This window comes from Streptomyces sp. NPDC089919, from assembly GCF_040684615.1.
Classification (GTDB): domain Bacteria; phylum Actinomycetota; class Actinomycetes; order Streptomycetales; family Streptomycetaceae; genus Streptomyces.
The window spans coordinates 17,174-37,863 of sequence record NZ_JBFBGK010000030.1; the positions used below are offsets into that span (position 1 = coordinate 17,174).

Genomic DNA, 20,690 nt, shown 5'->3' on the forward strand with positions numbered 1-20,690 from the left:
CTCGGGCCGCGGCCCCGTTCTCGTACCGGTACGGCGAACTACGGTCAGTCCCGGATCGGTTCGGGCTGCCGCTGATGGCGGAGCCAGGCGGAGAGGGCGGCTTGCAGGTCGGCCACCTCGCGCGGGGTGAGGTTCTCCCCCGCCGGTCCGACGTGCAGCCGCACACCGGTGGCGGTCACGGTCCAGCCGGCCCCCCGCCGCAGCCGCCCGGTCAGCGCCCGGCCCTCGGCCAGCGCCCGCTGGCCCTCGCGCACCGCCGGCGGCGCACCGCCCGGCCGGGCCGCACGCGGGCGGGGAGCGAGTCCGATGGCCGTGTAGAAGTCGGTCAGCGCCTCCTCGAGCGAGCCGTGACCGGCCGGGGCGGCCCCGGTGAAGTCCCGGATCAACTCCGGGTGCGCACGCGGCGCGTGGTCACCGTACGGGCGCGGGTGGAGCGGGTGTTCGTCCACGTCGAGGCGGACGCAGGCGGGCGCGATCAGCTCCCGGGTGTACCCGCGGTGGATCAGCTCGGCGTACAGCTTGCGCAGGGTCGCGGCCTGCCGCGGCACCGGATGCGGGTCCGGGGCGGCCGGGGCGTGCGGCCGGGTGGGCCGCGGCGCGAGCCCGAGCTGCCCACTGCTCTGGTGCAGCACCCCGCCCTGCGTGAGCAGCACCGTGGCCTGCCGCCCCTTGGCATCCCAGCCGAGCCGGAACCCGATCACCGTGGTGGACATCCGCCCCACCCCTCCCCGCCCAACGCACCCGTCCCACCCACGGTACCGACCACCCCACCCGAACACCCCGGACCCACCCAAGGCCACCCCCAATCCCCCACGGACGTGGTACAAGGCCACCCGGCGTCCGACGCCCACATCCGACGCCCCACTCCCTCAACACCCGCCGTCCCAAACCACCACCGAGCAGAGGGAGGCGCCCCGGAGCACCCTCCCCGAGAAACGGCCGCGGGGTAGCCGGAGGACCGGCCCCTCACGCAGGGCGATGAAACGGCAAGGCAGGCACCCAAGCACAGCCCGTGAAGGGTCGTGTCCGCGCGAGCGGAGGTGTTCCGGAGGGCATGGCGGCGCTGTCCCACGTACCCGTACCAATACAGGTCGCTGCTGCTCAGCAGTCGCAGGAGAGGCCACGTGCTTTCCAGCGCCACGGGCCCATCGTGGGTCCGGGTCGGCTGGTGGCCCATCCGTCCAGATAGGCAACTGGCTGGGCACCCCGGGCCGCCATTCCCTATCGGGGGCCCTCGGTCACGCTGTGGTCAATCCTTCGATGTCGAGCGGCGGCCGCCCGCATACAGTCCCACGCCTCCGATGTTCGAGTGGACGAACTGAGAGGCCGAAAGCAGAGGCGGTCCTGAGTGAATTTCCATATGAATGGTCACGGTAGCCTGGCGCCATGACGCCCTCATTCAAGGCAATGAATCGGCAAAGGGTTGACTAAAGCCCAGGTCCCGAAGGGTGGTCTCCGCGCGAGCGGAGGTGTTCCGGTGGGCCCGCCCGGGGGGAGAGGGTAGCTCCCGTGGTCTCCGCGCGAGCGGAGGTGTTCCGTTCACCTGGTACGACATCGGAACGTCCACGCGGTGGTCTCCGCGCGAGCGGAGGTGTTCCGGATCATTCAGCCCCGGCGGTCACCGGGGACCCGTGGTCTCCGCGCGAGCGGAGGTGTTCCGGCGTGCAGGGTGTTGATCCAGTCGGCTTCGGCGTGGTCTCCGCGCGAGCGGAGGTGTTCCGTGGGGACGGGACCACGTGGCCTAGCGGGTCCGGTGGTCTCCGCGCGAGCGGAGGTGTTCCGCCCTGGGACGGAAGTTGGGCCAATGAGCCTTCGTGGTCTCCGCGCGAGCGGAGGTGTTCCGGCGCAACTCCCCGCATACGAGGAGTACCTGACGTGGTCTCCGCGCGAGCGGAGGTGTTCCGGGCCGCGGCATTCCTGGGAGTTCCGTACCGGTGTGGTCTCCGCGCGAGCGGAGGTGTTCCGGCCGGCTACCTCACGGAGACCGCCGCATGAGCGTGGTCTCCGCGCGAGCGGAGGTGTTCCGGCGGCCGTCGGCGAGGTCGAATCCCTGGGGGTGTGGTCTCCGCGCGAGCGGAGGTGTTCCGCGAAGCCGGCGACGATTGCCCGCGCCTATGCTGTGGTCTCCGCGCGAGCGGAGGTGTTCCGTCCTACGTATCGGACCTCGAACTCGGTCGCCGGTGGTCTCCGCGCGAGCGGAGGTGTTCCGTAGGAGTAGGCCACGAGCAGCACGCCGAGGTTGTGGTCTCCGCGCGAGCGGAGGTGTTCCGCCAGGCGAGCTGCTGGTCGGCCGGTCCTGGTAGTGGTCTCCGCGCGAGCGGAGGTGGTCCGTGGCCAGCATCGTCGCTACCAGGTGAGATGCGGTGGTCTCCGCGCGAGCGTAGGTGGCCCGGGCGGCGGGCCCGCCGCCGGCCGGCCGGAACCGTGGTCTCCGCGCGAGCGGAGGTGGTCCGCCGCGATCCTGGGCCTGCCACTGCACGCTCACGTGGTCTCCGCGCGAGCGGAGGTGGTCCGCTCGCCAGGCGCATGCCGGACGTCCAGTTCCTGTGGTCTCCGCGCGAGCGGAGGTGGTGCGGCGCTCGTGACTCCGCGTGAGCGGTGGTCCACCGGCGCAGGCCTAGTGATCTGAGTCGGAGATTCGTCGGCAGTAGGCGGCGACCTTGTCGAGGATCTCGTCGGCTGTCTTCGTCCCAGTCGGCGAGCCAGGCTCGGATGTCGCGTTCGAGGGCTTGGACGGAGCGGTGGACGCCGCGCTTGAGCTTCTTCTGTGTGAGTTCGGTGAACCACCGCTCGACGAGGTTCAGCCAGGACGCGCTGGTGGGGGTGAAGTGCAGGCGGAACCGGCGATGGGCCAGCAGCCACCGCTTGTTGTCGGGTGTCTTGGGGGTGGCGTAGTTGTCCAGGATCAGATGAACCTGGAGATCGGCCTGGACTTCCTTGTCGAGCTTGGCGAGGAACTTCCTGAACTCCGCTACCCGGTGGCGGCGGTGGAGGGAGCCGATCACCTTGCCGGTGGCGACCTCAAGGGCTGCGAAGAGGGTGGTGGTGCCGGCCCGGACGTAGTCGTGGCTGCGGCGTTCGGGGCGAATGCCCGCCAGATCCTTGAGACCGTCGATTGCGACATGCCTGTGGCCGCGGCCATCGACCTGGTCGACCAGTGGGTCGCGTTCTTCGGGGTCTCCTAGAGCGTCTTGACGATGACTCGTTCCACCTCGGCGTCGGTGATCTTCCGGGGGACACCCGGCCGCGGGTCGTCACACAAGCCGTCCAAGCCCCGCTCGATGAAGCGTCGACGCCAGGTGCGAACGGTGTCCGCAGCGATCCGCAGCCACCGGGACACCTCCATGATCGAGTGGCCTTCGGCTCACCCCAGCACGATCCGCGACCGCAGGGCCAGAGCCTGAACCGTCGTGCGGCGCCGTAACCAGCCCTCCAGCACCGCCCTCTGGGGATCAGCGACCGACACCGGCGGAATCTTCGGGTTGGACGACTCATGCCGAACTGGCAGCGAACCTCCGACTCAGGTCACCAGGTTCTGTCCGGCGGATCCCGACGTCGTAGGCTGCAGCGCATGCACAGCACGCTGACCGAGCACGCCCGATGTCTCTACGGAGATGAGTACCGTCCGACACCGGCGTGCAGTCGAGAACACGACGAGCACTACTTCATTGAAGAGCTGACCTTCGCTGATGCGGACGCGATCCTCTCGATGCTGCGAGAGCTCTCCCCGAACGTGGTCGACGGCCAGCTCCCGGTTCGGATTCGCAACCTCGCCTATCGGCTCGTGCTGCTGCAACGGCCGGACCAGCCAGCTCTTCTGCGGGAGGCCGCCCTCAGCCTGTCGTTTCACGGTCCCGACTGGGACGACATCGCGGCGGAACTCACACAGCGTGCCGAAGAGCTGGACGCCCGCTGATGCACTAGACCATCAGGCCTTGAGCCATCAGCGGATCGAGGCCACGGTCACGGTGCCCGTGAAGACGTAGGCACGCTTGTCGTAGCGCGTGGCCACGGCCCTGGCGTGCTTGAGCTGGTCGATCGTGTGCTCGACCTCGTTGCGGCGCTTGTACATCTCCTTGTCGAACCCGGCCGGCTTGCCGCCGCGGCTGCCTCGGCGCCGTCGGTTGGCCCGCTGGTCCTTCGGCGCGGGGATGGTGTGCTTGATCTGGCGTCTGCGCAGGTAGCGCCGGTTCCGGCGAGAGCTATCGGTCTTATCCCCGCCCAGGTGATCGGGACGGGTCCGCGGGTGCCCGCCACCTGGCCGCTTGACCCGGATCCGGTCGAGAACCGGGATCCGCTGCGGGCTGTCACCCCACTGGCCGGGCGTGATCAGCAGAGCCAGCGGACGCCGTCCGCCTGCGCCGGCGAGGTGGCTTCTGCAGGTCAGGCCGCCCCGGGAGCGTCCCGGTCCTTCGTCAGCGCGGTGCTGCCGAGGCGTTGATCTTTTTCGGGACTCGCGGTGTCCTTCGCGGGGCTCCAGCCGCGTGCTGGTGGGCCCGGTACGAGATCGAGTCGACGCTGACCATGCTCCAGTCCATCCGACCGCTGGCATCGGCGTCGGCCAGGACCGCCTGGAGGATCCGGTCCCAGGCCCCGTCCGCAGACCACCGTCGATGTCGCCCGTAGACGGTCTTCCAGCTCCCGAAGCGATCGGGCAGGTCCCGCCACGGCGCTCCCGTGCGGACCCGGAGCAAAATCCCGTTGATCACCGCACGGTGGTCGCACCACCGGCCACCACGACCACCGGACGTCGGCAGATGCGGCTCAAGCCGCATCCACTCGTCATTGGTCAGATCTCCCCGCCCCACGACCAGAACAACGATCACATCGTCGGACAGTCACAAGATCCGCCGGACGGACCCTAGACGCGATCCGGGGCCGCCGCCGGTCGCCCGCCAGGCCGGGCGGCGGGGGCTCCGCTGGTCGCTCCTTCCATACGTTGCGCGCGGCACGGTTCGCCGCGACCAACCCCTCAGCACGCCGCGGCACGTGATCGCACGCAGAAACTGCTACGTCCCGAACCTCGAGCGCTGACGCCGCGCCTGGAGCAGCACGCAAAGAGGTAGATCCTTGGGGTCATTCGTGCGGATGAAAGGGCACCACCGTGGGTGGTCGTCACTCCCTGTCCGACGTCTCGGCCGTGACGAGGAGTGTGTCCGCCGTACGCGGCCCGACGCCTCGAGCAGGCAGGCGCTCCACCGTGATCGCGGTGAATCCTGCTTCGGCGAGCAGCTTGGTCCACACCTGCTCCTGCAGGACCCATCGGCGCATCGTCGCCGGCTCCCCCTCCGAGGTCTTGGCCGGCAGGTCCGCCGCCGTGACGTCGGGCTCGGCGGGTGCCCCGGTGAGGTAGTGGGCGAGCGTGGAGAACACCAGTCGTCCGCCAGGTCGCAGCGCCGCCGCAGCGGCTGGCAGCAGTTCCTCGGGATCAGTGAAGTCGACGGCGCCGAAAACGCTGTACATCACGTCGTACCTGCCGCGAGCCCCGCGCAGATGTTCCACGACCTCAGCGGCGACCAGTTCCAGAGCCAGCACCCTGCCGCCGTACAGATCGGTCGCCATGGCGTGCTGGGTTGGTGAGCCGTCCACCGCGGCGACGCGCTCCGGACCGTGATGGACCGCCAGGTGGGCCGCGTGCCGGGCAGCCCCCGCTCCCAGATCGCACACTCGCCGGCCGGCCAGGTCACCGAGGACTTCCGTACCGGGACCGCCGTCCTGGCTCCAGATCCAGTAGAAACTGTCGGGAACAGCACGGTCCGTTGCGGCGCGAGTGCGGCCGTAGTGGTGCCAGAGGTCTGAGGTGGTGGTGGTCACCCGCCTCATCCTGGCGGCCGGTCTCCCGCCGCGGGCCGGTTCGGCGCAATCTCACCCGGCCGGGTGCGAGTCATCCTGGGCGACCCGGACCCGGCCGAAATCCGTCAGTGCGAGTCGTTGCCGGGGTGGCAGGGTCCGCACTGGGCAGCGTCCGACCACAGCGGCAGATCGAGCTCCCAGCCGTCGGCCGCCACGCGGTGCGCGGTCTTCAGTACGGAGCCGTCGTTCTTGAACTCGATGTCCGGCACGTGGTGCAGGAAGTGCCCGCCGTTGTACCGCTCGCACAGCTCGGCGTAGGCCACGGTGTCCAGGATGATCATGTGCACACCGATATCCACCAGGGCACTCGGCGCGAGCCCCAGTTGCTCGCCCCGGTGCGCCATCGCGGTCAGCAGGTACGCGTACCCCTGCCCGAGCACTCGCGCGGCCATCACCGAGTCGTAGGGGTAGTCGCGCATCAGCAGCCCGGCCTGCTTGTCCCACAGGTCCGCCGGTACGACGTCCCGGACGGAGCGGCTCGAGGGCAGTGGGTCGTTGACCGAGGATGCGAGGGTGGTTGCCATGGTGCCTCCCTTGGACGGGGCGCCGAGGATCGGAGCGCCTCCTCCATAGCACCAGTACCTTGCCGCGATCAGCTGTCAACCTGCTTGCTTTGCAAGCACGTTGCACATCGTGAAAGGAGTCTCGACCTACCCCGTACACCGGCCTACCGTTGAGGTCCCATGTGCTGCGGTGTGGGAGGGACATGTGCCCGTTGACCCGCTCTGGAACAGCAGGCAAGCACGCCTGCTCACCGATCAGCGGCGCCCCGGTGCGCTCATCCGCCTCGGCCGGCAACACCGCTCGTGGACGCTGGCCGCACTGGGGGACCGCCTGGGCTGTTCCCCTGCCACCGTCTCGCGCCTGGAACGCCGTACCCGCGTCTCCGACCTCCAGCTCCTCTACCGGGCAGCCCTCGCGGTAGGCCTCCCCCAACACGTCCTCGCCGCTTCTCTGGTTCCACTGCCCGCGGCCACTAGAGTGACGGCCAGTTCGCGTGAGGCCGAGGAGGACCAGATGCGCCGCCGTACGCTGCTCACCGCCACGGTGGCCGCTGGCCCGGCCGGCCTCCTGGCAGGTCTGGACGAAGCGTTGGCCGCCACTCCGTCACCGACCGGAGCCGGTCCGCTGGACGGACGCCTTGTCGCCGCCCGCGACCTCTACGACAGGGGCGTCCACAGCAGCCTCCTGACGGAGCTGCCCGGTCTTATCGCCGACTCGCACCACGCCGCCCGTTCCCGGCGCGACCTTGACCAGGCACGCCTGTCCTCCGTCTACAGCCTGACCTCCGCCGTCCTGAGCAAGCTCGGCGCCTACGACCGCGCCCGTATCACCGCCGACCGGGCTCGCACCTGGGCCGAGGTCTCTGGCTCCCCCCTGGCCGCCGCGGCCGCCGCCCGCGAACTCGCCATCGTCTTGCGCCATCAGGACCAGAACGCCGCCGCTCAACGCCTGATGACCGGGGCCGCCGGCGACGTCGAAACCACCGGCCTTCGCACCGACGCGGCAACGGCCGCTTACGCGCAGATGCTGTGCACCCTCGCCTATACCGCCGCCCGCGGCGGACAGCGGTCCGACGCCCTCGCGATGATCGAGGAGGCATGCCGTGCCGCCCGCCGCCTTCCGCAGGCGGTGCCGGCCGGGCGCCTCTTCCCCGTCACCCCGGCCGCCGTGGACCTCTACGCCGTCGGCGTCCACTGGGCCCTCGGCGACGCCGGCGCCGCCCTGGAGGCGGGCAAGAACCTGCGTGCCGGCCAGTTCAACACCGCCGAACGCAAGGCCCGCATGAACACCGACATGGCCCGCGCCTGGTGGGCATGGAACCGTCCCGAACAAACCACCCGATCCCTCCTGGACGCCTACCGGGCCAGCCCTGGCGAGGTCCGCGACCGGCCCGCGATCCGCGCCATCATCCGCGAACTGTCCGAACGACACCCCCATACCCCGGGCGTACGCGAACTCCATGGCGCGGTGCTGCCGGGCGGATAGCCTCGCTGCTGAGCCGCAGCCCGGCCGATCCCACCTGCCCCTCCGGCCGAGTAACCTGGCGACGTGACGTGCTCAGTCAAGGCAATGTATCGGCAAAGGGCTCACTGAAGCGCAGGTCACGAAGTGTGGTCTCCGCGCGAGCGGAGGTGTTCCGGCGACGGAGGGCACCACCTACATCAACCCGAAGTGGTCTCCGCGCGAGCGGAGGTGTTCCGTAGCGGTTGCCGTCGACGTTGGCCTGGTTGTCGTGGTCTCCGCGCGAGCGGAGGTGTTCCGGTTCGTCCAGTAGTCCGGGTCGAGTGGGTTCAGTGGTCTCCGCGCGAGCGGAGGTGTTCCGTCGTCGGGGCCCCGCGGAGAATCCACGGGGCCGTGGTCTCCGCGCGAGCGGAGGTGTTCCGGGTCTCCTCGCCAGGCTGTTCGGCGACCCCAAGTGGTCTCCGCGCGAGCGGAGGTGTTCCGAGCACAGGGCGGCCAGGTTGTAGCGGATCACCGTGGTCTCCGCGCGAGCGGAGGTGTTCCGTACACAGCAACCTCCTACGGGGTGCGGGGCGGGTGGTCTCCGCGCGAGCGGAGGTGTTCCGCCCTTCCCCGTCCGGCAGGTGATGACCGAAGAGTGGTCTCCGCGCGAGCGGAGGTGTTCCGGACTCCGCGGCCTCCCGGTCACCGGACGCGATGTGGTCTCCGCGCGAGCGGAGGTGTTCCGGCCGCATCAGCCGGCACAGCACCGGCAAGGCCGTGGTCTCCGCGCGAGCGGAGGTGTTCCGCCGCCCCAGACGCCGGCTTCCTGGCCGGACTCGTGGTCTCCGCGCGAGCGGAGGTGTTCCGGGAGTCCCCGGCAAGGTCAGCCCCCGCAGATTGTGGTCTCCGCGCGAGCGGAGGTGTTCCGGTGATCAGGCGGGCCCGTGGGTGGGGGCCGGGGTGGTCTCCGCGCGAGCGGAGGTGTTCCAGATCACCCCGGAGGGGCATCCCCCCTGATCATGTGGTCTCCGCGCGAGCGGAGGTGTTCCGGCTACGAGGGACAGGATCACCGCCGTACCCAGGTGGTCTCCGCGCGAGCGGAGGTGCTCCGGCTCCGGCCAGAGCCTTGCGGGTGTTGCCGGTGTGGTCTCCGCGCGAGCGGAGGTGTTCCGGAGTCCAGGCGGCCCTGCTCTGGGTAACCGGCGTGGTCTCCGCGCGAGCGGAGGTGTTCCAGAGGAGCTGGAGGTCGGAGACGCGGGTACGGCGTGGTCTCCGCGCGAGCAGAGGTGTTCCGATCGCTGCGTCCATCGCCAGCCCGAGGCTGGGGTGGTCTCCGCGCGAGCGGACGTGTTCCGCTCGTGTCCCTCATGTGCAGCTCGGGCCGGATGTGGTCTCCGCGCGAGCGGAGGTGTTCCGCTCGGCCCGAATGCGGAGGACCTCCTGGACACGTGGTCTCCGCGCGAGCGGAGGTGTTCCGGAGGGCCAGAGATGGTGTCGTTCCGCGAGTTGGTGGTCTCCGCGCGAGCGGAGGGGGTCCATCAGGGAAGGGCCCGTGGGCGGCCGGGATCGTGTGTCCTCCGCGCGAGCGGAGGTGGTATGAGCTGTACCGCCAGGCCCTGGATCGGAGCAGTGGGTGTCGGATCCGGGGCCCGCTTGCTATCTCACAGGCCTCTACCCCTCACGTCCACCGGTTTCGGCATCACGGGGTGGCACTCGCACATGCCGGCCACCGGCCAGACCTCACTGCTCGACACGCTTGACCTGGCCACGCAGTCCACCAGCCTGATCAAAACCGGCTGGGGATCTCAGTCGTACGGGCCCTCCAGAACGGCAACGGCCCTTCTCGACCTGCGGCCGGGAGGGGCACTTTGCGCTTTCTCAGTCCATCGCAGCCAGCGAGTCCACCAGCTGCCGCCCTTCTGACGCTCCGCGCCGCAGGAGCAACCCAGCGACCTTGTGCAGCTCAGCCCAGGCGTGCGGGCGGCCGACTTCGGATGCGTCGTGGACGATGCTCAACGCTGTGGTGAGAGCGGCCTCCGCCTCCCCGGCCCCGGCATACGCGTGGGCCAGGCAGGATCCGTACCAGGCTCGGTCTCTGCGGTAGGACCGGTCGAAGCCCTCCAGCCCCACGGTCAGGTTCTCGACGGCGCTGGTCCAATGCTTCAGGTGCACCTCGGCCATGCCGCGCTGCGCCGCGAACCAGGCCTCTCCGTAGAAGTACAGCCAGGGCGGGGCGTCGGTCGCGGCGGCGATGATCTGCTGAGCCTGGTCCAGCCTGCGGTACGCGCCGTCCGCGTCGCCCTCCAGCGCATGGCCGCGGCCGGCCATCTGCACGGCCATGGCCTGCGTAGCCTCGCTCGCTCCCGGGGTTGAGGCCGCTGCCTCGCCGAGCCGCACGCAGCGCCGCCCGTTCTCCTGTGACCACGCGAGATGAGCTTTCATGCTCATGGTCGTGGCGGCCATGTCGCCGTACCCGGACTCCAACGCCCAGTCGTAGGAGCGGTCGAACCATCCGAGCGCCGCCGGGCCGTTGTCCTGATCCTGCGCCATCCAAGCGAGAAACTGGGCGTACTCGGCGAGGAGTTTCACCACTCGGTCCGCCAGTGGGCCGCGCGCCTGCCCGTAGAGGGCGGCCACCTCCTCAAACTGCGCTTGGACCAGCGGTGCGATCGTCCGGGAGCCCACAGTGTCCTCGGCACGGCGGTGCGCGGCGAGGAGTGCGTCCATGGCGTCCATGGAAGCGACGTCGAGGCGGACACCGCCACGCCGCACTGCGCTCAGCCGCTCCGTGTCCGCCTCGGAGACGACCCCGGGCAGCACGAGCGAGGGCAGAGGCAGGTCCTCGCGTTGGAGGCACCCGAGGAGTTCAAGCGGGACGCCGAGGCCGTCGATGATGCGCTGGCGCACCTCGACCGAGGTCACGGTGCGCCGACCGTTTTCGATCGCGGAGATGTCCGGCTGCGCCAGCCCGATCAGCGCCCCGAGCCTGCTTTGGTTGCTGCGGGTGAGTTTCCGCCAGGTGCGCAACAGTGCCGGCCAGTCCTCGTTCGCCGCGGCGGCGCGCAGGTGTGGGTGTGCCCAGACGTCCAGCTCAGGCTCCATCCCTCGAATATAGGGCGGCCCTATAGGACGCGGCAGCGGATCGGCCGGGAAGCGACCGGCAGGGTTCTCTACCAGTCGCTGACGATCACGGGGAGCGCCGCCCATGGACAAATCGCTGCTCAAGTTCACCTCGATCGACCACGTGCTGCTGCACCGCCGCGTTGTCGACACCCGCTCTCTCGGCGAGGGCACCGTGCAGGCTGTACTCGTCGAGGACGGTGCGCAGGTGGCGTACGTACGCGGGGACGACCACAAAGAGTTCACAGCTCCGCCCAGCGCCCTGCGGGCCGCCCGGTGAGTGGGTGGCGGAGTTTGGCCCGGATGGAGGATGAGGCGGTCAGTCTGTTCGTCGTCGGGTTGGGGCTCGACGTCCAGTGCTCGGCGGCGCATCCAGGGGGCGTCTGCCGTGTCACCGCGGTGCGGTGCCTGCTCTGCCAGGGGCCGGGTTCATTGCGGCGGGTGCTCGGCTGCGCCGTCGTGCACTGCGCCCGTTGTGCGGGCGGGGTCGGGGTGCGCCATGACCCGGTGCTCTGTTGGCAGAGGGCGCATTGAGGCCGTGCGTATCTGTTGCTACTGCCAGCGGGTGGTCTTCGGGCCGGCCCGCGTCATCGTGCCTGACTCGGTATCCGGGGCCCGCCCGAACCAGCATGCGCATTCCCAGGGGGACCCGAAGTGTCGACCGATCACCCGCAAGGACCCGGCTGACCAGTACTGACCCCGCCTCCGCGCGCACACCGGGTGCAGATCACCATGCGCTGGACGAGTTAGGCGTCCGTCTGTCTGCCTCCGTCTCCGTGCTCGGCCGGCCCGCCCGCGGAGCTCAGGCGGTGGGTCCGCTGGGCGGAGCGGGAGACATCTGACGAAGCGCGCATGTGGCACCGCGATGGCCGCGCCGACGCGGAGTGACCTTGGCGGGTTGAAGGGGAGCGCGGCAGCTGGTGCGCCCCGCCGGCCCTGGGCGGTGGTGCGGTCGCCTCGTGTCGGGAGGGGTCGACGGCGGGGGTACGGTCCGCGTTGGCGGGGTGGGTTGCTCGCGGACCGCGCTGCGTGGGTGCCGCCTCTCCGCCGCCGGCTTCTTGTGCGTGCGTCACTGGTACGGGCACATGGATCAGAGCCGATGACTGTGGTCAGGCGAGCGCCGTCTGGGTCTGCCGTGGGCGTCGGAGCTGCGGATGGAGCATCAGCAGTTCCATGAACCTCTTCGGTGGCGGGTATCCGCCCGATTTCCGTGTGAGGTACTCGCGGAGGAGCAGGTTGCGTGCGGCCACGGTGCCAGCGGCGGCAAGGACGTCCTGTTGTGTGATCTCGTCGGTCAACGCGTCGAAATCCCGTTCGTAGCCGGTGTAGATCCGGTGGGCTGTTGTGTCGACCAGGGCCATGGCCTGGTCTGTTGCCCGGTCGATGGTGATCCGGTGCTGGTGTAGCTGCTCGGCGTTGCCTGTGGAGGGGGGCGGGTACGCCTCGTCGGCGATCCCGTAGAAGCGGGACCGCTTCGTCGCGGCCCGGAAATCCGGTCGCTCGGCGAGTAGGGCTGCGATGCGTCCTGCTTCGGCCTTGGCACGGGTGTGGGCGTCCTGAGCCCGCATGGCTGCAGAGAGGTGAAGGTCCTCGAGGAACCCGCTCCAGCGGGCCTGCAGGTCAGCGTGCCAGGGGGCTTCCTTGACCCAACGGTGGTTCATGCCTGCGGCCACGAAGCACATCTCCACCTCGGAAATCTGCCCGTCTCGGGTGTGTGCGTCGCCGCGGAGCAGTCCAAGCTCGCGTCGGTCTTGAGCCGTCAGGTTCATTTTGTCGATGCCGGGATCCAGTTCCTCATCGAGGACGGCGAACCCCTCCGCGGTGAAGGTGGTGCTGTCGAAGTACAGGATCCGCGCCTGGAGCTCGCTGGCGAGGTCCAGGAACTCTGCTGCGTTGACCACGTCATCCGTGAGGAGTACCTGGGTACTCGCTCCTTCCGGTACTGCGGGCAGCGGCTTCAGCCCCTTCTCCGCCGCTCTGGCAGGCATGTGGTCGACTAGTTCCTGCAGGTCAACGCTAAGGCGGCGTTGGGTTGTACGGGGCACTGGCTGTTCCCTTCGCTGGGCTCACCGCTCTTCGGGTGAGGAGGGGCCAGAGAGTAGAGAGGGGGACTGACAGCCGGACGGCGGAGTGCCCCTGGTTGCTTTTGCGCCGGGGTCCTCACTCGTCCGCGGCTGCCCGGGGCGCCGCCGTGACCGGGTTTCGGCCGATCGCCTGGTTCCGCTCGATCCAAGGCGTGTCATTTCGAGCAGTCGCGTCCTGTTCCTCATCGGTGGATTCCGGTTCGGAGGAGCGGCCTCGCAGTTCAAGAGCCTTGATGAGTAGTCGAAGCTGCGGTTCCGGGTCGGTCGAGGGGTCAGCGGGTGCTCTGGGCTGCGCGATGGGGTGGGAGTGATCACGCCATTCAGGGGGGAGTCCGCGACCGGGCCGCGATCCGCGCCATCATTCGCGAACTGCCAAACGCCCACACACCCCGGGCGTTTGCGAACTCCACGGCGCGGTCCTGCGAGGCCGATACCCAGCTGTTGCCCCCCGTCCGCCACGGCAGACCCGTCCAACACCGGACCACGACCAACGGCGAGCCATCCCAGCTCCTACCTCAACGCACACAGACCGCTGGAAGCCCAGGGGTAACCTGACGCTGTGACGCACTCAGGCAAGGCAATGAATCGGCAAAGGGCTCATTGAAGCGCAGGTCATGAAGGGGTGCTCTCCGCGCGAGCGGAGGTGGTCCGGGGCCGGACGCGGCAAAGGCCAACGAGGCAGCGGTGCTCTCCGCGCGAGCGGAGGTGGTCCGCTTGCCGAGAACCTGGCCCGGCATGAGCACGAGTGCTCTCCGCGCGAGCGGAGGTGGTCCGCTCCTTGCTGTGCGCGGCGCGGTCTACAAGCGGTGCTCTCCGCGCGAGCGGAGGTGGTCCGAGCCCCCGGGGGGCGATGCAGCGCTGATCCCCGTGCTCTCCGCGCGAGCGGAGGTGGTCCGGGTTCATCGGTCGATATCGTGCAGGCAATTGGGTGCTCTCCGCGCGAGCGGAGGTGGTCCGCGGCTCGCAGACCAGGGCGATTCAGGGCAAGAGTGCTCTCCGCGCGAGCGGAGGTGGTCCGCCCTCACCGCATGCGAGCGCGTCCTCGGCCACGTGCTCTCCGCGCGAGCGGAGGTGGTCCGCCGTGTCCTTCTCCTCGAAGGTGCGGCCGGGCGTGCTCTCCGCGCGAGCGGAGGTGGTCCGGCCAACCCCGAGAAGCGACGCGTACAGCAGGAGTGCTCTCCGCGCGAGCGGAGGTGGTCCGCGGATCAACTGTTACCGGGCTGGGGTCAGAAGGTGCTCTCCGCGCGAGCGGAGGTGGTCCGTAGGCCGCCTGGGCCGCGATGTTGCCCGGGTGGTGCTCTCCGCGCGAGCGGAGGTGGTCCGGATCCGCGGGTCCGCGTAGGAGACCTGCTTGAGTGCTCTCCGCGCGAGCGGAGGTGGTCCGGGCCCAGCCTGCGTCCCCGAACGGGGTGTGGCGTGCTCTCCGCGCGAGCGGAGGTGGTCCGGCGAAAATCCGGGGGGCACGGGGGGCACGGGGGTGCTCTCCGCGCGAGCGGAGGTGGTCCGCGGGTGAGCGAGGTGAAATCACGACGCTGGCTGTGCTCTCCGCGCGAGCGGAGGTGGTCCGGTGGCGAACGCCGCGCTGCTCAACTCGGCCGAGTGCTCTCCGCGCGAGCGGAGGTGGTCCGGTCTGGGCTACGGGGGACCGGTGTCGCGAGTCGTGCTCTCCGCGCGAGCGGAGGTGGTCCGGTCGCCGCCGCCGGCACCGCACGCCAGTCCGTGTGCTCTCCGCGCGAGCGGAGGTGGTCCGGGGCGGGAAGAAGCCCCGCGTTCTGGGCCCGAGTGCTCTCCGCGCGAGCGGAGGTGTTCCGCCGGCCACCTCAAGGCGGCCCACGAGGCGTCGTGGTCTCCGCGCGAGCGGAGGTGGTCCGGTCGGGGCCCGCCGCACGGTCGGCCCGGTCGTGGTGCCGAAGGATCGTTTGGGAGCCGTGGCAGGCTGGCTGTCGGGGGCCGGCAGGGATGGGGATAGCTCGGCGACGGGCGAGTGGCAGAGGGAATCTGCTGGTCAGGGGCATTGTCAGTGGGGGGTGCTATCGATGGGGCATGACGAGTTCTGAGTCTGCTGGTTCTGGATTAGCCCGGCTCGATGCCCGGATGTGGGGCAAGGAGCATGGGCTTCCGCGTCCCTATCCTGTGGTCTGCCATCTGATCGACACCGCGGCCGTTTTCGGTGCCTTGTGGGATGTGTTGCTGTCGGAGTCGGTGCGCGCCCGTGTGGGTGATTGCTTGGGGCTTCCCGCTGTTGAGGCGCGGGCGATGGTGTGTTTCTGGGCCGGTCTGCATGATCTGGGGAAGATCAGTCCGCCGTTCCAGGCCCAGGTGCCGGAGGCGTTCCGTGCTGTGCGGGCGGAGCCTCGGTATGGGTCTGCTCCAGGGGCTGAGGGGGAACGGGGCCTTCGGCATGAGATGGCGACGCATTGGGCGTTGGCGGGGTTGTTGGCCGAGGCGGGGTACGGCGAGCACCGGATCATGCGACTGGGCGTGAGCCATCAGGTGGCGCAGATGTTGGGCGGGCACCACGGATGCTTCGGGCGGGTGTTGCAGCCTCGTGAGGCTGCCGCTGCGGGTGTCTACCAGCCGGGTCTGGGGGGCGCGGGCTGGGCCGAGCAGCGGCGGGTGCATTTTGCCGAGCTCCGTCGGGTCACGGGAGCGCGGGAGGTGCCTGCCGGAGGTCTGCCGGCGGAGCTCGCGGTGGTGGTTGCGGGGCTGGTGATCGTCGCCGACTGGTTGGCCAGTCAGGTGGATTTCATCGGGCCGTTGCTGCCGGCAGTGGGGTGGCAGGGGACGGCGGCGGACCTTGACGAGCACTGGCGGCGGGCGTGTGAGGCTGCTCCGGGTGCGGTGGCTGCGGCTCAATTGGGTCGGGCCGAGTTCGGGGAGGGCGCGTTCGAAGAGGTGTTCCCGTTCTCTCCGAACCCCCTTCAGGCGGACCTCGCCGAGCAGTTGCCGAAGCTCGTGGAGAGCGGTGGTGCCGGGCTGGTGCTGGTCACGGCGCCGACGGGAGACGGGAAGACGGAGGCCGCGCTGCACAGTGCCTCGGTGTTGGGGCGTGCGAGTGGCGCGCGCGGGGTGTTCGTGGCGTTGCCGACGATGGCGACGGCGGATGCGATGTTCCCGCGGTTGCGGCAGTGGGTGGAGGCCGCTGTGGGCGGCAGTCGGGCCATGTCCCTGTTGCATTCGATGGCGTGGTTGAGCCCTGTCTATGTGGGTGAGGCCGCCGCCAGTGGTGGGGGTGGGACCAGCTCTGATCCGGCGACCGCGCTGGAGGCCGGGGTCTGGCTGCGAGGGCGGCATCGCGGTCTGCTGGCGCCGCTGGGTGTGGGGACGATCGATCAGGTCCTGTCCGGGGTGCTGCCGTTGCCGTTCAACGTGCTCCGCCTGTTCGGTTTGTCGGACAAGGTCTTCGTGGTGGACGAGGCTCATGCGTACGGACCCTGGATGCACTTCCTGCTCGTGCGCCTGCTGGAGTGGCTGGGGGCCTTCGGAACACCGGTGGTGTTGCTGTCGGCCACGCTGACCGGGGAGTCGGCGAGTTCGCTGGTCAACGCGTACCGCCGGGGAGCGGGCTTCCCCGAGGCGTGCGGGGTGCAGCCGCGGTATCCGGGGTGGCTGTTCGTGCCGGCGCGGACGGGCGAGGTGTCGCAGCCGCGGGCGGTGGTCAGTGAGCGTCCTCGACAGCTTGATGTCGCGCTGCGGCGGGTGGCATGGGATTGCGCGTCGCCCGATGGGGCGGTCGCTGCGGGCGGGCGGCGGGAGGCTCTGCGGCAAGAGTTGCTGCCGGTCGTGGAGCAGGGTGGCTGCGCTCTGGTGTGTTGTACGACGGTGGCCGAGGCGCAGCAGACGTTCCGGGACCTGCAAGCGGCGTTTCCCGAGCTGGCGGCGCAGGCCGGTGGGCTCCGGCTGTTGCACTCGCGATTCCCGGCGGACGTCCGGGCCCGGATCACCGGTGAGTGCAAGGCAGCGTACGGGAAGCCGGGCCGCGAGGGGGCGGCGGTGCGGCCGGCTTCGGTGCTGGTGGCGACCCAGGTCGTGGAGCAGTCCCTCGACCTCGATTTCGATCTCGTGGTGAGTGATCTGGCGCCTCTCGCCCAGTTGCTGCAGCGGGCCGGACGTGGCCGGCGACATGCCCGTGGCCCGCAGGGGCGGCCGCCCTGGGCATGGCCGGAGGACCGGCCCCGGCTGGTGGTACTGGAGCCGGTGGACGGTGACCGTGTGACGGCAGTACCGCGGAGCTGGGGGACGGTGTACGACCCGGGGTTGTTGCGGCGTACGGCCCTGCTGCTCGCCGCGGAGGCCGGCGAGGGCATCGAGGTACCGGACGGTGTGCAGCGGCTGGTGGATGCCGTGTACACGGCGGACTTCACGGTCGGGCTCGATGCGGCGGCGGGCCGGGAGCTCATGCGGATGGACGTGGTCCGGCAAGCCGGGGCGATGGCGGAGTCACAGCTGGCCGCACTGGTCACGATCTGTTCGCCGGAGGATGTCGGGGGTGACCTGCAGCGGCTCAGCCTGCGCGAGGCGGGTGTCACGCAGGAGTTGCTCACCACGCGCCTCGGGGCGGACAGCGGCCGTGTGGTGTGTCTGTACGAGCAGCCTGGCGGGGTGTTCTCGCTGGATCCGGGCGGTGAGGTGGCGGTGCCGGGCGGCCGACCGTCCCGGGACGAGGTGGCGGCGGTGATGTTGCGCGTCGCGCCGGTCCCGGGCGGGTGGCTGCAGGGCACGGGTGAGGCGGAGGCTCCCCCGGCGGGCTGGCGGGACAAGCCGCTGCTGCGGGAGTTGACGCTGGTCAGGATGCGCCCGGCTGGGGAGGGGGTGTGGAGTGGGCAGTTGGGGGGACGGGTGGTGCTGTTGTCGGAGGTGGGGCTGGAGAGGCCATGACTCCGCTCTCAACTGTGGCCGGTTACAAGCTGCCGTCTTCCAGATCTGGCGGCCTAGCGTGGTGCCACTCCGCGCGGTCGGTGGCGCGCTGGCGGTCACCGGCCGCGCGGAGGCGGTGCCCACCCGCTTGCGCGAGTAGATCAGGGCTGGGCGGCCTGTCGTTCCAAGCGGCCGTCGGATCACCCTCGCGTCTGCAAGGAAGCCCGAACCAATTGTGTGTCGCACTCAGGAGCGCTCTGTCAATGGGCACGTACAACTTGATCGACGAACCGTGGATCCCGGTGACCTGGACCGTCGCCGCCGTGGATGACCGGGGCCGCTTACCCGACCGGGTCGGGCTGAGGGAGCTGTTCGTCGAGAGCCATCTCATCGCCGGCCTCGCGGTGGCCTCGCCACCTGCGCACTCGGCGCTGCTGCGGATCCTGTACGCCCTGACGTTACGGGTGGCGGGCTTGGACGAAGCGGGCCCGGGAGACTGGGGCGAGCGGCGGCTGGTGGCCCTCGACAAGGGCCGCCTGCCGGCTGAGAAGGTGGCCGGTTATCTGGAGGGGTACCGGGACCGGTTCTTCCTCTACGACGCTGAGGGCGGCCGGCCGTGGATGCAGGACCCCCGGCTGCGCGCAGAGTGTGATCCGGCCAAGACCGCGGGCGTGAACAAACTGATCGTCACCAGGCCTTCCGGGAACAACCACGCCTGGTTCGGCCGCCACGGCAGCGATGTCTCACCGCACCTGCCGACCGCGTCCGAGGCCGCACTGAACCTGCTGGTGTGGCACTACTACGGACCTTCGGGCCGCTGCTCCGCCCGCGAGGTGGCCGGAGTGAAGGGCTCGAACGTCACGGCCGGCCCGCTGCGGACGGCCATGTCCTACCACCCCGAGGGCGACACCCTCTTCGAGACGCTGCTCGCCGGCCTGGTCCGTCCGCCGGCCGTCGTCCGCCGTGCCGATGACCTGTGCCCGTGGGAGTGGGATGCGCTCCCCGACCCCGACGCGGCTCAACGGCCGCCGTCCGGGCCGTGTTCGCGGCTGACGGCCTGCTCCCAGCACGCCCTGCTGCTCGTACCCGACCCGGACACGGACGGGGCGCTGGTCAGTGACGCGTTCATCACGTGGGCCTACCGGTCCGGGCGCCTACCCCGTGCCGACGACTACCTGATCTGGCAGACCAGCCAGCAGGGCAACCGTTATCCGCGGCCGGCGGACTCGCGTCGGGCGCTGTGGCGGGACCTGGACGCGCTGTTGTTGAAGGAGCCTGCCGGATCCTCCCAGCCGCAGCGGCCGATGGTGTTCCTCGAGGCCCATGAGGTCGGTGAGGACCTGCGGGTGCGGGCCCTGGGGTTCGAGCAGGACGGACAGGCCAAGGACACCCAGTTCATCGACGCCTCCACTCCCCCGGTCCTCGGGTTCACCGAGCGGGAGGCGGCGCGAGCGGCCCCCGCCATCGCCCGGGCACGGCAGTTGGGCGAGATGTTCGGGTGGCGCCTGGACAAGGCAGTCCGGCGGGCGTTCGCGGACTACACCCGGGATGCGAAGGCCAACGGAGATGCCTGGGCGGCTCAGGCGGCCGCCCGGTACTGGCCGCAGGCGGCGGACGAGTTCTGGCACCGCTTCCACCTGTTGGACCGTTCCGGGACCCGTGACGACGCCGGGTTCGACGCGGTCGCGGCCCGGCGGGCGTTCCTGCGGCTGGCCGAGGAGGCGTTCGACACGGTCACCGGGCCGGTCACCGGCACGCAGCGAGGAGCCAAGGCCGTCTTCGAGGCCCGCCTCGACCTGTACGGCCGGCCCCGTAAGACGCCCTCCCCGCGGAGCGGACAGCAGGTACCGCTCGAGGGCGCCGACGTCTCGTGACCGGCAACGACCCATGGAACAAGAATCAAGGAGCACAGAGAGTTCGATGACCAGTACAAAGGAAGAGGCCGTGCCCTACGGCCTACAGGGGCAGGACCGGCGGCGGGCGTTCACCACCCACGTCGCCTCGCTGTGCGCGGCCGATCCCGGGGCGCGGGCAGCGTTACGCGGCGGGCTGGGACGCCCGGTCAACGACAAGAGGCTGCGGGCTATGGACCGGCTGGTGGCCCGGTGGCTGCCCGAGGGCGAGCCGATGACCGAGGACACGGAGTGGGCCTACTACGCCGTGGCGTCGATGATCGCCGCGACCACCCGGCGGAGCCAGGACCTCCCTGAGGAGGCAGAGGAAGGGGCCACCCCCTCCCCCGACCCTGCCGGCGCTCCCGGCTCCGACTCAGACGCGGAGCCGTCGGTGGCATCCGTAGCGGCGTCCGGTAGCGACCAGGTCCAGGAGCCCGTCGGCAGCCCTGTCAGCGCCGGCCGCTACGGGACGAGTCTGGGCGCGGCGTTCGCCGTCGCGGTCGCGTCCGGGCCGGGCCGGGAGCGGGAGATGCGGGAGGGCACGGCGGAGAGCCGGCTGAACCTCCTGACCCGGCAGAGCGTGCCGGGCCTGCACCGTCACCTGCCCGGGACGGTGCGCTACCTGCGGGACCTGGACGTGGAGGTCGACTGGGGCCAGCTCCTCGGGGATCTGATCTTCTGGCGGCGTTCCAAGCCCCGTATCGCGCGCCGCTGGCTGCAGGACTACTACCGGCTGCGGGACAGGCAACGCCGCGCCGATGCCGACCAGCGCGACCAGGAAGACCAGGCAAGCCAGGCAGCCCAGGTACAGGGCGCGCCTGCCGTGTCCTGACCGGCCCGCGCCGCCCCCTTTCCGACCGGTTCCCGTGGAGGGACCGGCCCGCGCCGAGCCCGGCGCTTCGTTCACCACTCGCATGTAGTCACCACTCGTATG

General features: G+C 70.2%; 12 protein-coding genes, 1 pseudogene and 3 CRISPR repeat arrays. Of the genes and pseudogenes, 6 read left to right on the top strand and 7 right to left on the bottom strand.

Features of this window, described 5'->3' with window-relative positions; all coding sequences use genetic code 11:
• Positions 1–44: 44 nt before the first annotated feature.
• Positions 45–713: a hypothetical protein gene (locus AB0O40_RS15265; protein WP_365040557.1), complete on the bottom strand. Its 669-nt coding sequence runs from the start codon at positions 711–713 to the stop codon at positions 45–47.
• A 735-nt stretch (positions 714–1,448) separates the two neighbouring features.
• A CRISPR array of direct repeats spans positions 1,449–2,570; the repeat unit is 24 nt; unit sequence GTGGTCTCCGCGCGAGCGGAGGTG.
• Between the two features lie 47 nt (positions 2,571–2,617).
• A pseudogene (locus AB0O40_RS15270) lies at positions 2,618–3,475 on the bottom strand (IS630 family transposase).
• A gap of 96 nt (positions 3,476–3,571) precedes the next feature.
• On the opposite strand from AB0O40_RS15270, the gene AB0O40_RS15275 reads away from it, so the two are divergent.
• Positions 3,572–3,916: a hypothetical protein gene (locus tag AB0O40_RS15275; RefSeq protein WP_365040559.1), complete on the top strand. Its 345-nt coding sequence runs from the start codon at positions 3,572–3,574 to the stop codon at positions 3,914–3,916.
• A gap of 27 nt (positions 3,917–3,943) precedes the next feature.
• On the opposite strand, the gene AB0O40_RS15280 is transcribed toward AB0O40_RS15275, so the two are convergent.
• The 3 genes from AB0O40_RS15280 to AB0O40_RS15290 all read right to left on the bottom strand — a co-directional run bounded on the left by AB0O40_RS15280 (position 3,944) and on the right by AB0O40_RS15290 (position 6,377).
• A protein-coding gene (locus AB0O40_RS15280; protein ID WP_365040683.1) for an IS5 family transposase occupies positions 3,944–4,808 on the bottom strand; the annotation gives its coding sequence in 2 pieces (ribosomal slippage) (positions 3,944–4,448 and positions 4,447–4,808; 867 coding nt in all).
• A gap of 307 nt (positions 4,809–5,115) precedes the next feature.
• Positions 5,116–5,814, bottom strand: a complete 699-nt coding sequence (locus tag AB0O40_RS15285) for a methyltransferase domain-containing protein (protein WP_365040561.1) — start codon at positions 5,812–5,814, stop codon at positions 5,116–5,118.
• A 104-nt stretch (positions 5,815–5,918) separates the two neighbouring features.
• Positions 5,919–6,377 carry a hypothetical protein gene (locus AB0O40_RS15290; RefSeq protein ID WP_365040563.1) on the bottom strand — a complete coding sequence of 153 codons (459 nt, stop codon included), beginning with the start codon at positions 6,375–6,377 and terminating at the stop codon, positions 5,919–5,921.
• Positions 6,378–6,561: 184 nt separating this feature from the next.
• On the opposite strand from AB0O40_RS15290, the gene AB0O40_RS15295 reads away from it, so the two are divergent.
• The gene (locus tag AB0O40_RS15295) at positions 6,562–7,842 is read left to right on the top strand and encodes a helix-turn-helix transcriptional regulator (protein ID WP_365040566.1); all 1,281 of its coding nucleotides are present in this window, start codon (positions 6,562–6,564) and stop codon (positions 7,840–7,842) included.
• A 125-nt stretch (positions 7,843–7,967) separates the two neighbouring features.
• A CRISPR array of direct repeats spans positions 7,968–9,399; the repeat unit is 29 nt; unit sequence GTGGTCTCCGCGCGAGCGGAGGTGTTCCG.
• 279 nt (positions 9,400–9,678) lie between these two features.
• Here AB0O40_RS15295 and AB0O40_RS15300 read toward each other — a convergent pair.
• Positions 9,679–10,902: a helix-turn-helix domain-containing protein gene (locus AB0O40_RS15300; RefSeq protein WP_365040569.1), complete on the bottom strand. Its 1,224-nt coding sequence runs from the start codon at positions 10,900–10,902 to the stop codon at positions 9,679–9,681.
• A 103-nt stretch (positions 10,903–11,005) separates the two neighbouring features.
• Here AB0O40_RS15300 and AB0O40_RS15305 point away from each other — a divergent pair, with 103 nt between their 5' ends.
• Entirely contained in the window at positions 11,006–11,200 is a 195-nt protein-coding gene (locus AB0O40_RS15305; RefSeq protein ID WP_365040572.1) for a hypothetical protein, read from the top strand.
• An 829-nt stretch (positions 11,201–12,029) separates the two neighbouring features.
• On the opposite strand, the gene AB0O40_RS15310 is transcribed toward AB0O40_RS15305, so the two are convergent.
• A complete protein-coding gene (locus AB0O40_RS15310) occupies positions 12,030–12,908 on the bottom strand; it encodes a hypothetical protein (RefSeq protein ID WP_365040574.1) in 879 nt (292 codons plus the stop codon).
• A 718-nt stretch (positions 12,909–13,626) separates the two neighbouring features.
• Positions 13,627–14,875: a CRISPR direct-repeat array (repeat unit 29 nt; unit sequence GTGCTCTCCGCGCGAGCGGAGGTGGTCCG).
• 172 nt (positions 14,876–15,047) lie between these two features.
• Between AB0O40_RS15310 and cas3 the strand changes: the two genes are divergently transcribed.
• From cas3 to casB, 3 genes are all read left to right on the top strand, one after another.
• Complete coding sequence (gene cas3, locus AB0O40_RS15315) at positions 15,048–17,882, top strand: CRISPR-associated helicase Cas3' (RefSeq protein WP_365040576.1); 2,835 nt, start codon at positions 15,048–15,050, stop codon at positions 17,880–17,882.
• A gap of 242 nt (positions 17,883–18,124) precedes the next feature.
• Positions 18,125–19,735 carry a type I-E CRISPR-associated protein Cse1/CasA gene (casA, locus tag AB0O40_RS15320; RefSeq protein ID WP_365040579.1) on the top strand — a complete coding sequence of 537 codons (1,611 nt, stop codon included), beginning with the start codon at positions 18,125–18,127 and terminating at the stop codon, positions 19,733–19,735.
• Positions 19,736–19,781: 46 nt separating this feature from the next.
• Positions 19,782–20,588 carry a type I-E CRISPR-associated protein Cse2/CasB gene (gene casB / locus AB0O40_RS15325; RefSeq protein WP_365040582.1) on the top strand — a complete coding sequence of 269 codons (807 nt, stop codon included), beginning with the start codon at positions 19,782–19,784 and terminating at the stop codon, positions 20,586–20,588.
• Positions 20,589–20,690: the final 102 nt, after the last annotated feature.

Coding starts and splice junctions, on each gene's coding strand:
- AB0O40_RS15290 (WP_365040563.1), bottom strand. CDS start 6,377: ATGGCAACCACCCTCGCATCCTCGGTCAACGACCCACTGCCCTCGAGC.
- AB0O40_RS15305 (WP_365040572.1), top strand. CDS start 11,006: ATGGACAAATCGCTGCTCAAGTTCACCTCGATCGACCACGTGCTGCTG.
- cas3 (WP_365040576.1), top strand. CDS start 15,048: ATGACGAGTTCTGAGTCTGCTGGTTCTGGATTAGCCCGGCTCGATGCC.
- AB0O40_RS15265 (WP_365040557.1), bottom strand. CDS start 713: ATGTCCACCACGGTGATCGGGTTCCGGCTCGGCTGGGATGCCAAGGGG.
- AB0O40_RS15275 (WP_365040559.1), top strand. CDS start 3,572: ATGCACAGCACGCTGACCGAGCACGCCCGATGTCTCTACGGAGATGAG.
- AB0O40_RS15300 (WP_365040569.1), bottom strand. CDS start 10,902: ATGGAGCCTGAGCTGGACGTCTGGGCACACCCACACCTGCGCGCCGCC.
- AB0O40_RS15310 (WP_365040574.1), bottom strand. CDS start 12,908: ATGCCTGCCAGAGCGGCGGAGAAGGGGCTGAAGCCGCTGCCCGCAGTA.
- casB (WP_365040582.1), top strand. CDS start 19,782: ATGACCAGTACAAAGGAAGAGGCCGTGCCCTACGGCCTACAGGGGCAG.
- casA (WP_365040579.1), top strand. CDS start 18,125: ATGGGCACGTACAACTTGATCGACGAACCGTGGATCCCGGTGACCTGG.